Below are 15,485 nucleotides of genomic sequence, written 5' to 3' on the forward strand. Positions count from 1 at the left end.
CGGAGGGCCATTATCGAGCGCCCCAGAGACGATTGCCCGCCATGACAGAGCCTACGCTGAACTACGTACATTGCCCGGGTGCCGCGGCATCCCGCCAGGGCACATCCGGGGAGGGCGATGGCGGGCACCGCATGGCGTACTGGGAGTGGAACGCCACGGGCGATCCGGCCCATCCCCATGTGGTGGTCTGCGTGCACGGCCTGACGCGGCAGGGACGCGACTTCGACGTGCTGGCCCGCCGGCTCGCGCGGCACGCCCGCGTGGTCTGTCCCGACGTGGCCGGGCGCGGGCACAGCGACTGGCTGCTGGACGCCGCGCACTACCAGATTCCCGTCTATGCCGCCGACATGCTGGCACTGCTCGCCCAATTGCATGCCCAGGCCCCCATCGGCACGCTCGACTGGGTCGGCACCAGCATGGGCGGCCTGATCGGCATGGCGCTGTGCGGCCAGCCGGACCTTCCCCTGCCCGCGCCGGTGCGCCGCCTGGTGCTCAACGACGTCGGCCCGGCGCTGGAATGGCCGGCGCTGCAGCGCATCGGCCAGTACGTGGGCCGCGTGGTGGAGTTCCCCAGCGCGGACGCCGCGGTCGAGGGGCTGCGCGCCGTCTCCACGGGCTTCGGCCCGCACACCGACGAGGCCTGGCGGGCGCTGTCGGAGCCGCTGCTGCGTCCGCAGCCGGACGGCTCGGTGCGCCTGCACTACGACCCGGCCATCGCCGAGAACTTCCGGCACCTCACGCCCGACTCCGCGCGCGCCGGCGATGCGCAGCTCTGGCAGCTCTACGACGCGATCCGCGCGCAGACCCTGGTGCTGCGCGGCGCCGATTCCGACCTGCTGCTGCCCTCCACCGCACAGGCCATGGCGCAGCGCGGTCCCCGCGCCCGCGTGGTCGAGTGGCCCGGCGTGGGCCATGCGCCGACCCTCGTGGCCGCGGAGCAGGCCGACGTGGTGGAGCAGTTTTTGTTCGGCAGCGGGCAGGGCGCCGCGCAAGCGCAGGAGGCCCGCCCATGAGAAGCGTCGCCGCCCCGCAGCATCCGCACCACCTCCCCGGCCAGGAGGCAGTGCCCCAGCTCATCGCCGCCACCTCGCTCGCGCTGCCCGAGCAGGCCGGCGCCCTGGCGCGCGCCCGGGCCTTCGCCGAGCCGCTGCTCTCCGCCGAAACCCTGGAGACCGGAGAGAACACCTTCGCCCATGCCGAGGCCGTCGCTGCCATTCTCAAGGCGATCGGCGGATCGGAGGCGATGCAGGCCGCCAGCTACCTCGTGCACGCCTGCTCGCACCTGAACAAGCCCGAAGAGGTCATCGCCAAGGCCTTCGGCCAGAACTTCGCCACGCTCGCCGTGGAAACCACCAAGCTCATGCGCGTGCAGCACCATGCGCGCGAGGCCCAGCTCGCCGGCCACGCGGTGGACGATCCTGCCACCCATACCGAGAACGTGCGCAAGATGCTGCTGGCCTTCTCGCGCGATCTGCGCGTGGTCATGCTGCGCCTGGCGTCGCGCCTGCAGACGCTGCGCTTCTACGCGGCCAGCAAGCGGCCCGTCTCGCCCTCCATCGCGCGCGAAGCGCTGCAGGTGTTCGCGCCGCTCGCCAACCGCCTCGGCATCTGGCAGATGAAGTGGGAGCTGGAGGACCTGTCCTTCCGCTTCCTGGAGCCCGATACCTACAAGCAGATCGCCCGCCTGCTCGACGAGAAGCGCGCCGAGCGCGAGGTGTACATGGAGCAGTTGCGCGGCCGGCTCGAATCCGAGCTGCGCGCGCGCAGCATCAGCGCCACCGTGCAGGGCCGGCCCAAGCACATCTACAGCATCGTCAAGAAGATGCGCGGCAAGTCGCTCGATTTCGACCAGGTGTTCGACATCCGCGCGCTGCGCGTGGTCGTGCCCTCGGTGAAGGACTGCTACGCCGCGCTGTCGTGGGTGCACTCGCACTTCAAGCCGATCGACGCGGAGTTCGACGACTACATCGCCAAGCCCAAACCCAACGGCTACCAGTCGCTGCACACCGTGGTGCGCGACGACGCCGGCAAGGCGATCGAGATCCAGATCCGCACGCAGGCGATGCACGACCATGCCGAGCACGGCGTGGCGGCGCACTGGGCCTACAAGGAGGCGGGCGCCAAGGGCTATGCGGGCGTGTCCGCCAGCAGCGAGTACGACGCCAAGATCGCCGTGCTGCGGCAGCTGCTGGCGTGGGAGCGCGACATGTCCGGCGCGGTGCAGCACCGCGGCCTGTTCGAGGACCGCATCTACGTGCTGACGCCGAACGCCGAGGTGGTGGAGCTGCCCCAGGGCGCGACGCCGGTGGACTTCGCCTACGCGGTACACACCAGCGTGGGCCACCGCTGCCGCGGCGCGCGCGTGGACGGCGCGATGGTGACGCTCAACACGCCGCTGCAGAACGGCCAGACGGTGGAGATCACCACCGTGAAGGAAGGCCGGCCCTCGCGCGACTGGCTCAACGCCGACCTGGGCTACCTCACCAGCCATCGCGCCCGCGCCAAGGTGCGCGCCTGGTTCAACGCCCAGGCCACGCACGAAACCGTCGCGCGCGGCCGCGAGGCCGTCGAAAAGCTCCTGCAGCGCGAGGGCAAGACCGCCATCCGGCTCGAAGACCTGGCCGTGCAGCTCGGCTTCAAGACCGCCGACGCGCTCTTCGAAGTGGTGGGCAAGGACGAATTCTCGCTGCGCACCATCGAGACCCTGCTGCGCCCGCCCGAGCCCGTGCTGCAGCCCGACGACTACCTGCTGCTCAAGAAGGCGCGCACCAACGAGAACGCCCCCAAGGGCGGCGTGCTGGTTGTGGGCATCGACTCCCTCATGACGCAGCTGGCCAAGTGCTGCCGGCCCGCGCCGCCCGACCCGATCCGCGGCTTCGTCACGCGCGGCAAGGGCGTGAGCGTGCACCGCGCCGACTGCAGCAACTTCCGCGAAATGGCGGCGCGCAGCGCCGAGCGCGTGATCGAGGTGGAGTGGGGCAGCGGCGGCAGTGGCGCCAGCGGGAACGCGCAGGGCGGCGGGCACGGCAACACGGGCGCGCTCTACCCCGTGGACGTCGCCGTCGAGGCCGCCGACCGCCAGGGCCTGCTGCGCGACATCTCGGAAGTGTTCGCGCGCGAGAAGACCAACGTGATCGGCGTGCAGACCCAGTCGGTGAAGGGCACGGCGTGGATGACCTTCACCGTGGAAGTCGCGGACTCGGGGCGGCTGAACAAGGTGCTGTCGATCGTCGCCTCGGTGCCGGGGGTGCGGTCGGCGCGGCGGCGGTGAGGCGTCGGTGAGGCGGGTAAGGGTGGGCATGGAGCGAGATTTCGCGACTTTGGCCGGCGGCCGTTTTTTTTGCTGCTATACTCTCGCTTCTCGAATACACACAGGCGCGTAGCTCAGCTGGTTAGAGCACCACCTTGACATGGTGGGGGTCGTTGGTTCGAGTCCAATCGCGCCTACCAACTTTTCCTCTGAAGTGAACCAGACTTCAGGCAAGCAGGGAAAAGATGGAAAAATCCAGGGGACTCCTGGTGCCAAAAAGGCCACCTTTTCAGGTGGCTTTTCTCATTTCTACGTCGCTTTTTTCGAGCTCCTGACACTCTGGCCCGTGATTTTTTCCGCAGAGGGCTGGGTGAACGCATCGAGGACGTTGCTGGTGATGGCGATGGTATGGAAATCGTTGGCTGCAAGGCCAGCCACCCATTCGCAGGTGGCGGCCGTGAAGACTTGGCCGGCACCTTTTCTGAAGTGAACAATCAGGCCGCATCCCCGACTGTGTTTTTTCACGTTCTCGGGCGAAATGTCCGAGTCCAGGAGGGCTGCCCTGAACTGGGCGTCGCGGTCTTCTAGCATGAAGGCGTATGCGTCCTGTGGCCGTCCTTGTTCGGCCGACGTGGCCCATCCCATGGCCAGAATCTCCAGCCCGGGAGGCGCGCCGTCGGTGCCGAGGGGCTGTGGCAGTCCTTCATGGAAGGTGTAATCCAGCCCGTCCACCTCGTACCCGAATATGCCCGCTGCGTTGCCGAACATGTCCGCATAGCCCAGCCCGGTACCGGAGAAGGCCCAGTGATCCGGCCTGAAGACCGAGTATCCGCGTGGGGTGTGACGCGCCATCGCGCCGAAGCCGGCGTAAATGCCACGCAGGGCGTTGACGCCGAACGTCCGTGCTCCGGGGTGACCGACGGCTGGGTCTTCCCATGCGCTCGTCACCCGGCCTGGATCCGAGTCGCGCAAGGGATCGAGCAGGTGGGCGTCGTACTTGTAGGCGATCTGCTGGCCGCTTTCGCCGTCGATCCGGATCTGCCACATGAAATTGCCGGCGAACCGGGCGATGTTGCCTCCGCGCTCGACATAGGCGTCCACATGGTCGCGCATCTCGCGCGTCCAGTACTCGTCATGGCCCACGAAAACCGCGCAGGCGTAGCCGTCCAGAGCGTCAGCCTGCGCGTGCAATTCCTCCTGGGTGAGGATGTCGACGGTGTAGCCCTGTTGTTCGGCCCACAGTACGAAAGGCCTCTCGTAGGATGCCCAGCCTGCCAGTGCGTAGTACTTGCTGAAGCCATGCACCGACGCCCATTCGATGAATTCGTAGCGCGCAGGGCCGGGCCCGGTGGGTCGCTGTGAATTCATCGAGCGTGGCGCGCCCGGTGGGAGCCAGGCCTGGCCCCGAGCCCAGGGCCGGTGGGGGGACAGCCGGGGCGACCGGCCCCGGGGTGATCCGGGATGCAACCCGTAGTAGTGGTTGGCGCCGCCCCAGTCGTTGTAGGCCGCCCAGGTCGCCGTGGCGGCGACCAGCGCCAGAGCACCGGTACGTTGGTGCAGGGGCCTGACGAAAAAGAGGTGGTGACCCAGCACCGCGCCGTCCGGGCCGACCATTTCCACGAGGTACGCGCCCGGGAGCACCTCCGCGGGAACGATCCACTCCGAAAACACAGGCCAGTCGCACCCGCGCTCATACGCACGGTCGGGCAGTGCGTGGAAAGCGGCCTGGGCCGAACGCGTCTGGTGCACCGGAGCGCTGACTGCGTCGTCGCGGCGAATGCGCAGAGCGATGCGGTCCACGTTGGACGACAGGTGCAGTTGCACTGTCTCGCCAGGGCGATAGGAGCGCCGGTCCGAATAGCACCAGGCCGCCGGCGGCCCGCCCGGTACGGGCACCTCCACCCAGGTCTCCCGCCCTCCGTGCCGCGGGCCGGAGATCTGGCCTACGACTACCGGATCGGGAGATTTCCCGGTCTGCGCGCTTCCCCCGTAGACGTGGGCGGGGGGGGTGAGCGGGATGGGAGTGTCATTGACCATGCTTGTTCCTCTGCGTTCGTTGTCCCCGGGGCCGTGCATCTCGGATCGGCTTCCATGGAGTGTCATTGAATGACATAATAGATCATTCGATGACATTGTGGGTAGAATCACATGGCCGGATGACAGGAGCTTCGTTCCGGCGTCTCATCCCTACCGAGGAACCCCATGACCATCCCAACCCGGCGCATGTTCAATACCACCGTTGCCTTCGGCGCTCTCTCGAGCCTGGCGTGTCCGGCATTCGCGGAGCCTGACTGGCCTTCCAAGCCGATTTCCTTCGTTGTGGGGTTCCCGCCCGGCGGACTGACGGATGCTGGCGCGCGCTATCTGGCCACCGGAATGGGAACGTCGCTGGGGCAACCTGCGATCGTGGAGAGCAAACCGGGCGCTTCGGGCAACCTCGCAGCGGTCGAGGTGCTGAGGACCCAGGACAGCCACAGGATGCTGGTAGCCAACACCAGCATCACCATCAATCCGCATACGTTCCCGTCACCCGCACCCAGTCCGCTGGAGTTCACGCCGATCGGATTGATCCTGGAGTCGAACCTCCTGCTGTGCGTCAACCCGGCCGCCCCGGCAAAGAACTTCGATGAGTTCCGGAAATGGGTCCAGTCCGAATCGAAGGCGGGGGCCTTCAACTACGCGACCGCGGACAACGGCGGCATCACGCACCTCGCCATGGAACTGTTGCGGGAACGTGCGGGCCTGGCTTCCATGAGCCACGTCGCTTACAAGGGGAGCGGTCCGGCCATCCAGGACGTGGTCGGTAACCAGGTGCCGTGTGTCATGGACGGTGCATCGCTGTTGATTCCATTCATCGCGTCGGGACGCCTCAGGCCGATCCTCGTGACCAGCGCGGCCCGCCTGTCTTCGCTGCCGGACGTTCCCACGGCCTCGGAACTGGGGCTGAAGGACATGGTGGTGAGTTCCTTCGTCGGCCTGTGGGGACGGCCGAAACTCGATCGGGACATCGTCCGCAGAATGAATGCGGCACTGAACGGCGCGGTTTCGTCTCCTGCCATCTCGAGCGCCATCACGAAAAATGGCGATCTGCCGGGCGGCGGCACGCCAGAGCGGCTGGCCCAGCTGACGGAGCACAACTTCAAGTTGTGGGGGGAGACGGCCAGGCGCAACCACATCAAGGCAGGCTGACCACGCTGGAGAATCACCGCCGCGCCGACCGGGATGCGTGCAGGTCGGCAGTCCGCGGCCAATGCTGTCTGCCGGGCAGCAACCGTGTCATCAGATGATATATTGAGCGCCCTACCCAGCGTTCAATGCATTCCATGGCCGATACCGGAGGCTCCCTTTCGAAGGTTCGTGCAGTCGAGCGCGCGATGACCCTGTTGCGCGCGTTCGGTCCTGCCACGACGCGCCTGTCCCTTGCCGAGTTGACCCGTCTGGGCGGGCTGGACAAGGGCACGACCCGGCGCATTTTGCAGACCCTTGCAGCGGGCGACTTCATCGAGTTCGACGAGCCGACCAAAACCTATTCTCTCGGGCCCGGCATCCTGCTGCTGATGCCTGCCGTGAGGTATGGCAGCGACCTGCGGGACATCGCTGCGCCGGTGCTCTCCCGGCTGGCGGAGCAATGCGGTGCCACTTCCTACCTCTGGGCGTATTTCGACGGCTTCGCCGTGTGTCTCGACAGGGTGAAGAGCCCCCATCTGCATATCGACACGCTGCGCTCGGGAATCGGCACGCGCGTGACCCTGAACCACAGCGCGGCGCCGCGGATACTGCTGGCCTACCTGCCTGCGGAGGAGCGGGCGAGGGTTCTCGGCGCTCCCCTGGAGCGTCCCACGGACAAAAGCATCGTGGATCCCGCCGCGCTGGAAACCATTGCGGCCCAGATCCGGTCGCGGGGGTGGGAGTTCGTAACCGATGACTACATGCTGGGCATGTCGGCGTTGGGGGCGCCGGTTCTCGATCGCAAGGGCGAGCTGGTGGCGAGCATCAGCATCGCTTCCCTGACGCCTCAATTCGACATGGTCGACGGCCGGCCTGCATTGCTTCCGCTGGTGCAAAAAGCCGCGATGGAAATCGGCGCCCGGCTGCGGCCGGAGTGATCGCGGGGAACGGCGTGTCGAAAAACTCGGTCGCTCAACGGCGGGAGCTCGGATCCTTCCTCGCCAGCCGCCGGGCCCGTTCAGATCCTGCGGACTTCGGGTTCAACAGCGGGAAACGCCGCACGCCGGGGCTGAGACGGGAAGAGGTGGCCGTCCTCGCGGGACTGAGTGTCAGCTGGTACACGTGGCTGGAGCAGGGCCGCGACATCCACCCTTCGCCCGATGTGCTCTTGCGGCTCTCGAAAGTGTTCCGGCTGGATCGTGTGGAGTCGGTGCACCTCTTCGCGTTGGCGTCGCTTTCGGCACCGTCCGTCGCCCTGGACGGAGATCTCACCACCGGCCTGGAGATGCTGGTCCGCGCGATCGATCCCGTTCCCGCCTATGTACGCAATGCCCGGCTCGACATCCTCGCCTGGAACGGCGCGATCGCAAGGCTTTTCGTGGACTATGGGCTGCTGCAGCCGCCGGAGCGCAATACGCTGCGCCTGCTGTTTCTCCACGGACCCTATCGAACCCTGATCGACGAGTGGGAAGCGATGGCACGCGGCATGATTTCCACCTTCCGGGCGGCACGCGCGCAGGCCCGTGACCGGGAGCCTTTCGACGCATTGATCGACGAACTGAACTCCCTCAGCCCCGAGTTCCGGGCCTGGTGGCCCGACACTGAGGTCAAGGGTTTCGACGAGGGCAGCAAACGGCTTCGCCAGCCGGACGGCAGCTTCCTCGAGTTCATCTACGTCGCACTGGCGCCGCAGGGCCGGCCCGACCTTTCGCTCGTGACCTACCTGCCCCGCCCGCGTGGCGGGGAGTGCCGCTCCTAGGTTCACGACACGCCTTCCTGCAACGGCCGAGGGTGCCTAAGCTGGTCACCCGGAGCAGCTCGACGTGCTGCTCTTCACCGTCATGAAGGCTGTAGATGGAAAGCGACCATTCGGAATCCCATTGCGCTGTCACGCGCAACCCTGCCACGGGCGGCTTGATAGCAAGCCATCCGTTCTCCACGCCGCAAGAGGTGCGCCGATCCCTCGACCGCAATGCCGCGGCTTTCCAGGAGTGGAGAGCCTCGCCCATGGGTGCGCGCGTGGCGGCTTACCGCCGGCTCTCCTCTGTCCTGCGCGGGCGTTCCGAGACCCTGGCCACCCTCATCACTGCGGAAATGGGAAAGACCATCGCCGCCGCACGTGCCGAGATCGAGAAATGCGCGGCGACCATCGATTGGATCGCGGACAACGGGCCGGCCTTTCTGGCGGACGAGCCGGTGCGGACCGGGGGACGCAACCAGGCGTACGTGTCCTTCCGACCCCTGGGCCCGATCCTGGGCGTGATGCCCTGGAACTTCCCCTTCTGGCAGGTCATTCGCGCGGCCGCACCGATCATGCTGTCGGGTAACGCCTTCGTCCTGAAGCATGCCCCCAATGTTCTGGGCTCCGCGACCGCCCTCGTGGAGGCGTTCGATGCCGCTGGCTTCCCGGACGGCCTGTTCATCAGCCTGAATGTGGACAACGAAACAGTGGCCCGGTTGATCGAAAGCCCGTCGATCGCGGCGGTGACGTTGACCGGCAGCCAACGCGCAGGGTCCGCAGTGGCTGCCGTCGCCGGAAAGGCCCTGAAGAAGAGCCTGCTGGAACTGGGGGGATCCGATCCATTCATCGTCCTGGCCGATGCGGACATCGATCTCGCGGTGGCGGCGGGCATCGAGGCGAGGTTCCAGAATGCCGGTCAGGTCTGCCTGGCTGCGAAGCGCTTCATTCTGGAGAAGCCGATCGCCGAGGCGTTCACCGCGAAATTCGTGGCTGCCGCAAGCCGGCTGAGGGTGGGAGATCCGATGGACTCCACGACCGACGTGGGGCCCATGGCCCGATCCGATCTGCGCGGGGAACTGCACCGTCAGGTCCTGCGCTCGGTAGCCGCGGGTGCACGTCTGCTGCTGGGCGGCCATATCGGCGAAGGGCCGGGAAACTACTATCCGCCCACCGTGCTCTCCGAAGTCACGCCCGGCATGGCCGTTTTCGACGAGGAGACGTTCGGGCCGGTAGCGGCACTGGGCATCGCCGACGACCTCGAGCATGCCATCCATCTCGCCAACGCGAGCGCATACGGCCTCAGTGCCAATGTATGGACGGCCGACGCCGACCTCGCCCGCCAGCTCGGCCACCGCATCGAGACCGGGGGGCTTTTCATCAACAGCTTCTCGGCCACCAACGTTCGCATACCCGTCGGCGGAGTGAAGGGAAGCGGGTACGGACGGGAACTGTCCCACTTCGGCCTTCGCGAATTCACCAATGCGCAGGCAGTGTGTTCGGCCGGCCCGACCCGGACCGGGGTACCGCTTTGACCCTCAGTATCTTGGAGAACAACATGGTGCATCACACCGAGAGCCCCGTCTTTCAACCCGTCACGATGGGCGGGTTACGGCTGGCGAACCGCATCGTCATGGCGCCCATGACGCGGAGCCGGGCGGACGACGCAGGCGTCCTTCCCGCCTATGCCGCCGACTACTATTCCCAGCGGGCCGGCGCGGGTCTGATCATCACGGAAGCGACCAACATATCGGCCCAGGCGCGCGGTTATCCGCGAACGCCCGGCATCTGGTCCGACGCACAGATCGAGGCGTGGAAGGCCGTTACCGATGCGGTCCACCGCGAAGAGGGAAAGATCTTTCTCCAGCTCTGGCATACGGGCCGCATCTCGCATCCCGACATGCATGGCGGCGATGCGCCGGTGGCCCCTTCCGCGGTGAAGCCCGAAGGCCAGATCCGGGTGCACGATGGCATGAAGGATTTCGTCACCCCGCGCGCACTGGGTATCGGCGAAATCCCATCCATCGTGAACGACTACGGGACGGCGGCCGCGAATGCCAAGACCGCAGGCTTCGACGGCGTCGAAGTCCACGCCGCCAACAACTATCTGGTGGAGCAGTTTCTGCGTGACAGCACGAATCTTCGGGACGACGCCTATGGCGGGTCGCTTCGGCATCGACTGCGGTTTCCGCTGGAGGTCGTGCAGGCGGTGGTCGAGGTCTGGGGGGCCGACAGGGTGGGCGTGCGGATTTCTCCCGTCACGACCACACCGGGCGAGACGCCGCTCGACAGCGATCCCATGGCCACCTACGGCGCGTATCTGGACGAACTGTCGGCGATGGGGATTCTGTACGTGCACGACATCGAAGGCGTCACGCAGATGAATCGCCAGGAAGCGGGTGGTGTTCATTTCCATGCGCTGCGCGAGCGGTTCCGCGGAGCCTACATCGCCAACAACCAATACACCCTGGCCCTCGCTGAAAGCGCATTGGCCCGTGGGGACGCGGACCTGATCAGCATGGGGCGGCCCTTCATCGCCAATCCCGATCTGGTCGACCGTCTCCGCTCCGGGGGGCCGCTGGCCGAGGCGCCCAAGGAGTATTGGTATGGCGGCGACTCCACCGGCTATTCGGACTGGCCCCGCCTGCGCTAGCGCCGGCCACCGGATTCAGGGGGGCACCGTCCGCGTCATGGCGCGGCGGTGCGAAGTCGCCTTATCGCCCCTGGCGACATGCCGGTGATGCGCTTGAACGCGCGGCTGAAAGCGGCCTGCGACGTGTAACCCAGCTGATCGGCCACCATGTCGATCGACAGCCGGTCCCGCTCCAGCCATTGGCTGGCCAGGCGCATGCGCAGCTCGCCGGCGTAGCGCAGCGGCGGCATGCCGATAGTGGCCTGGAAGCGGTCCGCGAAGACCGAGCGCGAAATGTGGCACCGCGCAGCCAGCTCGGCTACCGTCCAGTCGCGGCCGGGCTCACGGTGCAGCGCGAGGAGGGCGTGTGCCAGCCGCGGGTCGCGCAGCGCGGCGACGATGCCCGCGGCGTGATCGCAGCCGCACTCCACCCAGCCGCGCACGATCATCGCGGCCATCACTTCGGCAAGCCGCGCCAGGATGCCGGCGAAGCCCACGCGCCCGGAGCAGATTTCTCTCTTCATCGAAGCGAGGATCGGCAGCATCCCGGGGTAGCGGTCGCTGCTGGCGTCCACCAGCATGACGTCGGGCATCAGCCGGCCCAGGGCGTGCATGCCGCCGAGATCGAGTTCCAGGCAGCCGTAGAAAAAGATCGCACTGGGCAGCGGGAAGGTGCTGGGGCAGGCGTCCACTCCGAACACGCCATCGCCCAGTGGCGGCGCAGCGAAGCTGGCGATGTCCTGTACCGGCGCGCCCGGTGCAGACAGCAACTGGTGTGCCGAACCCTGCGGCAGCAGTACCGCGTTGCCGGCCGCGAGCGCATGCAGGGTGCCATCATCGGTGCGCAGCAGGCAGGAGCCGACCGCCAAGTAATGGAAATAGGCGTGCCCGGGCCGCGCCGGGAAGCCGATGCCGAACGCCGGGCCGGTCTGTACCCGCCGGTACTGCACCCCGCGCAGGCGCATGCCTGCCAGCATCTCGCTGACGACGTCGGACCACACAGCGACAGGCATGCTCATGGCTGGCTCGGTGTTTTGATCAAGAATTCAAGATTCATCATCATAGATCATCCTGAAACATGCACCTAGAGTACGTCACTCCACAGCTTGTCAGAGGATGGACGTGCGATGGAGAACAGTGTTTTAGAGGCAGAAGCAGGATGCGGAGCGACCCCCGCTTCCGGGGGCATACCGGACTCGCCGGCCTGGACGACCGTGTTGTCGCTGGCGATGGGCGTCTTCGGATTGCTGACGGCGGAATACCTGCCGGCCAGCCTGCTCACGCCGATGGCGCTCGACCTGGGTGTTTCCGAAGCCCTGACCGGGCAGGCCGTGACGGTGACGGCGGTGGTGGCGCTGTTCGCCGGCCTGCTGGTTCCGGGACTGACACGTTCTTTCGACCGGCGCGTGGTGCTTCTGGGCTTCTCGATGCTGATGATCTTGTCGAACCTGCTGGTGGCCGCCTCGTCGAGCCTGGCGGTGCTGCTCCTCATGCGCATTCTGCTAGGCGTCGCGTTGGGAGGCTTCTGGAGCATGGCGGCGGCCGTGGCGATGCGCCTCGTACCGGCGTCGCTGCTGCCGCGTGCTCTGTCGATCATTTTCAGCGGCATCGCTCTGGGCACCGTGGTGGCGGTGCCCCTTGGCAGTTACCTGGGCGGACGCCATGGCTGGCGCAGCGCGTTCCTCGCGGCGGCTGCGGTGGGGGTGGTCACCCTGGCCGTCCAGTGGTTCACGCTGCCACGTCTCGCTCCGCGTGGCGTGCCGACGCGGTTGCGCACGGTGCTGGATGTGCTGCGGCGCCCAGGCGTCCGGGTGGGGATGCTGGCCTGCGTACTGGTGCACACCGGACATTTCGCCCTGTTCACCTACATCCGGCCGTTCCTGGAACACGCGGTCCGGATGGGGCCCGACGGCCTGGCCGTGATGCTCCTGGGTTTTGGCCTGGCCAACTTCGCGGGCACCCTGGCGGCGGGCTGGCTGTTGCACCGCAGCGCCCGTTTCACGCTGGTACTGATGCCAGCGCTGGTTGGCCTGGCCGCGTTGACCATGGTGGTATTGCCGGCCTCGGTGGGTGCGCAAGCCATGCTGGTGGCTCTCTGGGGCTTCGCCTTCGGTGCGGTGCCCGTGGCCTGGTCGAACTGGGTGGCCTTGGCCGTGCCGGACCAGCCGGAGAGCGCCGGAGGCATGGTGGTGGCTTGCGTACAGTCAGCCATCGCAGCAGGCGCGGCGGCGGGAGGAGCGATGCTGAGCGTGGGCGGTATCGCGGGGGTGTTCGTCGCCGGCGGCGTCCTGATGCTGGTGGCGGCGCTGCTGATCGCCATGACCGTCAGCGTCGGGCCGGCTCCTGCCGGCGGGCCCATGCCCGGACGGCCCCATCTGTAGGCCATGTTGGGGGAAGAACTGGAGAGTCTTCCAGCCCTGAAAGGACTGCCATTGCCTTTCGCTTCTCGGCACTGCGCCTCCTTAAGGTTGAGGTACGACCCCAACGCGACAGCATTCGCGGGGGCATAAGAACGTCAATAATTGTCAACTGGCGATTAATGAAAGCTATTCGCCGTAAAAGCGTTCCACCGCGATGCATCCGCATCTGCGAAACGTCTTCTACCGCCAACTTTCAGAGAAAAGCCCGATGCACCCAAGCCGTTCCCGCGTCCATTCCCGCTCCGTTCGCCCGTCCTGGAAACTTGCGCTTGCTGCCATTTCCGCATCGGCGGCCTTGTGGAGTCCCTCGGTCTCTGCGCAGACCCTCGGCATGTACCTCTCGGCCCCGGCCCAGCAGGACACGACGCGCTCGGGCGCCACCGTGGAGCGCTTTCTCACCGCAGGCGCGATCGGGGCGTCGGGCACCTGGGCGATCGGCGATTACACGGCCACGTCGGGCAACCGCGCGGCGGCGTCGCAGTACGGCGGCGCGGGCGGCACCGGGCAGTTCCTGTCGGTGGGCGCGGGCACGATCTCGGTCGCGCTGACCGGCAACCGGCAGTACGTAGGTTTCTGGTGGTCCGCCGGGGATGCGACCAACATCATCCGGTTCTACGACACGGACAACAACCTGCTGGCCGAGTTCACCACGGCCTCGCTGGTCAACCTGCTGCAGGGCCCCGGCAACATCACGGCGCTGGACGGCCAGCAGTATGCAAAGGCCGATTACTTCGGCAACCCGAACCCGAATTTCCTGGGCATGAACAACCGGGAGCCGTACGGCTACGTGAACCTGCTGCTGCAGGGCACGAGCGTGCGCTTCGGCCGCATCGAAATCCGCGGCTCGAACTTCGAGCTGGACAACATCGCCATCGCGGACCCGGTGCCGGTCGATACCTCGTGGGTCGACTACGGCAGCCAGCCCGTCGCGCTGCCGCCGGGCGCCGTGGGCGCGTCCAACGACACCAGCGCCACCCGGGTGGACACGCCGGTGTCCGGCAACGCCGCCGCGAACGACACCGCGCCGACGGGTTCGCGCTGGACGAAGACCACCGACCCGGCCAACGGCTCGGTGGTGATGAACGACGACGGCACGTACACGTACACGCCGGCTCCGGGTTTCATCGGCGTCGACTCGTTCGACTACACCGTCTGCAAGCCCGCGCCGGATTCCGACCAGTGCGCGAACGCCACGGTCCGGGTCACCGTGGGGCTCGATGCCGTCGACGACCGGGCGAGCACGCGGCCCAACACGCCAGTGAATGCCAGCGTGCCGAACAACGACGTGTTCCCGCCGGGGGCGACCTTCACCGTGTCCTCGTCGCCCACGCGCGGAACGGTCACGATGGACCCGGCCACGGGGAACTACACCTACACCCCCAATGCCAACGTGACCGGCACCGACACGTTCCAGTACCGGCTGTGCCTGCCTGCGCCCAATACCGCGCAGTGCGACACCGCCACGGTGACCGTCACCGTGAACGCCAACACCGCACCGGTCGCCTCCGCCGTCACGATCACCGGCGCCGCGCAGCAGGATTCGCCGCTCACCGGCACCTATACCTACGGTGATGCGCAGAACGATGCCGAATCGGCATCGACCTTCCGCTGGGTGCGCAGCACGTCCGGTACGTCGCCCGCGGGCGGCTTCACGGTCGGCACCGGCAGCAGCTATACCCCGACCGCATCGGACGTGGGCCAGTTCCTGCACTTCTGCGTGACCCCGCAGGCGCAGACGGGCACCACGCCGGGCGCCGAAGTGTGTACCGCGACGGCCGCCATCACCGTGCCTCCCAACACCGTGCCGGTGGCGTCCGCCGTCACGGTCACCGGCGTTCCGCAGCAGGGCGTGCCGATGACGGGCTCCTATACCTACGGCGACGCGCAGAACGATGCCGAATCGGCATCGACCTTCCGCTGGGTGCGCAGCACCTCCGCCACGTCGGCCACCGGGGGTTCCACCGTCGGCACCGCGAACACCTACACCCCGGCCACGGCGGACGTGGGCGAGTTCCTGTTCTTCTGCGTGACCCCGCAGGCGCAGACGGGAGCCAGCCCGGGCGCGGAGGTGTGTACCGCTGCATCCGCCACTCCGGGCGGCCCTGCGACGCCCGTGGCGGCACGTGCGGCTCCGACGCCCATTCCGACGATGTCCGAATGGGGGATGCTGCTGATGTCGTCGCTGCTGGCACTGTGCGCGGTCGCCACGATCCGGCGCCGTCGCGGTTGAGCCTGCGCGTGCGTTTGCCGGCCGGGCCGCTGTCCTCCGGGCAGGCC

At 67.2% G+C, this 15,485-nt stretch carries 11 protein-coding genes and 1 tRNA gene; 10 read left to right on the forward strand and 2 right to left on the reverse strand.

All coding sequences use genetic code 11. The features are described 5' to 3' along the window. Positions 1–41 precede the first annotated feature (41 nt). From Q9R47_RS09785 to Q9R47_RS09795, 3 genes are all read left to right on the forward strand, one after another. Entirely contained in the window at positions 42–1,013 is a 972-nt protein-coding gene (locus tag Q9R47_RS09785) for an alpha/beta fold hydrolase (protein WP_311233020.1), read from the forward strand. Beyond that, positions 1,010–3,271: a bifunctional (p)ppGpp synthetase/guanosine-3',5'-bis(diphosphate) 3'-pyrophosphohydrolase gene (locus tag Q9R47_RS09790; RefSeq protein ID WP_311233021.1), complete on the forward strand. Its 2,262-nt coding sequence runs from the start codon at positions 1,010–1,012 to the stop codon at positions 3,269–3,271. The genes Q9R47_RS09785 and Q9R47_RS09790 overlap by 4 nt, the downstream gene beginning before the upstream one ends. A gap of 102 nt (positions 3,272–3,373) precedes the next feature. Beyond that, a tRNA-Val gene (locus Q9R47_RS09795) sits at positions 3,374–3,450 on the forward strand. Between the two features lie 109 nt (positions 3,451–3,559). On the opposite strand, the gene Q9R47_RS09800 is transcribed toward Q9R47_RS09795, so the two are convergent. Next, positions 3,560–5,074: a N,N-dimethylformamidase beta subunit family domain-containing protein gene (locus Q9R47_RS09800; protein WP_311233022.1), complete on the reverse strand. Its 1,515-nt coding sequence runs from the start codon at positions 5,072–5,074 to the stop codon at positions 3,560–3,562. 378 nt (positions 5,075–5,452) lie between these two features. On the opposite strand from Q9R47_RS09800, the gene Q9R47_RS09805 reads away from it, so the two are divergent. From Q9R47_RS09805 to Q9R47_RS09825, 5 genes are all read left to right on the forward strand, one after another. Further along, the gene (locus Q9R47_RS09805; protein ID WP_311233023.1) at positions 5,453–6,439 is read left to right on the forward strand and encodes a tripartite tricarboxylate transporter substrate binding protein; all 987 of its coding nucleotides are present in this window, start codon (positions 5,453–5,455) and stop codon (positions 6,437–6,439) included. 134 nt (positions 6,440–6,573) lie between these two features. Then, a complete protein-coding gene (locus Q9R47_RS09810) occupies positions 6,574–7,356 on the forward strand; it encodes an IclR family transcriptional regulator (protein ID WP_311233024.1) in 783 nt (260 codons plus the stop codon). Between the two features lie 14 nt (positions 7,357–7,370). Continuing rightward, positions 7,371–8,177, forward strand: coding sequence for a helix-turn-helix transcriptional regulator (locus Q9R47_RS09815; protein ID WP_311233025.1), 807 nt, complete (start codon positions 7,371–7,373; stop codon positions 8,175–8,177). 95 nt (positions 8,178–8,272) lie between these two features. After that, the gene (locus Q9R47_RS09820) at positions 8,273–9,691 is read left to right on the forward strand and encodes an NAD-dependent succinate-semialdehyde dehydrogenase (protein ID WP_311233026.1); all 1,419 of its coding nucleotides are present in this window, start codon (positions 8,273–8,275) and stop codon (positions 9,689–9,691) included. Between the two features lie 23 nt (positions 9,692–9,714). Next, positions 9,715–10,809: an alkene reductase gene (locus tag Q9R47_RS09825; RefSeq protein ID WP_311233027.1), complete on the forward strand. Its 1,095-nt coding sequence runs from the start codon at positions 9,715–9,717 to the stop codon at positions 10,807–10,809. Between the two features lie 35 nt (positions 10,810–10,844). On the opposite strand, the gene Q9R47_RS09830 is transcribed toward Q9R47_RS09825, so the two are convergent. Continuing rightward, the gene (locus Q9R47_RS09830; protein ID WP_311233028.1) at positions 10,845–11,807 is read right to left on the reverse strand and encodes an AraC family transcriptional regulator; all 963 of its coding nucleotides are present in this window, start codon (positions 11,805–11,807) and stop codon (positions 10,845–10,847) included. A gap of 108 nt (positions 11,808–11,915) precedes the next feature. On the opposite strand from Q9R47_RS09830, the gene Q9R47_RS09835 reads away from it, so the two are divergent. Together Q9R47_RS09835 and Q9R47_RS09840 are read left to right on the forward strand one after the other, a co-directional pair. Further along, a complete protein-coding gene (locus Q9R47_RS09835; protein ID WP_404977125.1) occupies positions 11,916–13,169 on the forward strand; it encodes an MFS transporter in 1,254 nt (417 codons plus the stop codon). A 370-nt stretch (positions 13,170–13,539) separates the two neighbouring features. Next, positions 13,540–15,438: an IPTL-CTERM sorting domain-containing protein gene (locus tag Q9R47_RS09840; protein WP_311233029.1), complete on the forward strand. Its 1,899-nt coding sequence runs from the start codon at positions 13,540–13,542 to the stop codon at positions 15,436–15,438. Positions 15,439–15,485 lie beyond the last annotated feature (47 nt).

This window comes from Acidovorax sp. PRC11 (genome assembly GCF_031844105.1).
Classification (GTDB): domain Bacteria; phylum Pseudomonadota; class Gammaproteobacteria; order Burkholderiales; family Burkholderiaceae_C; genus Paracidovorax.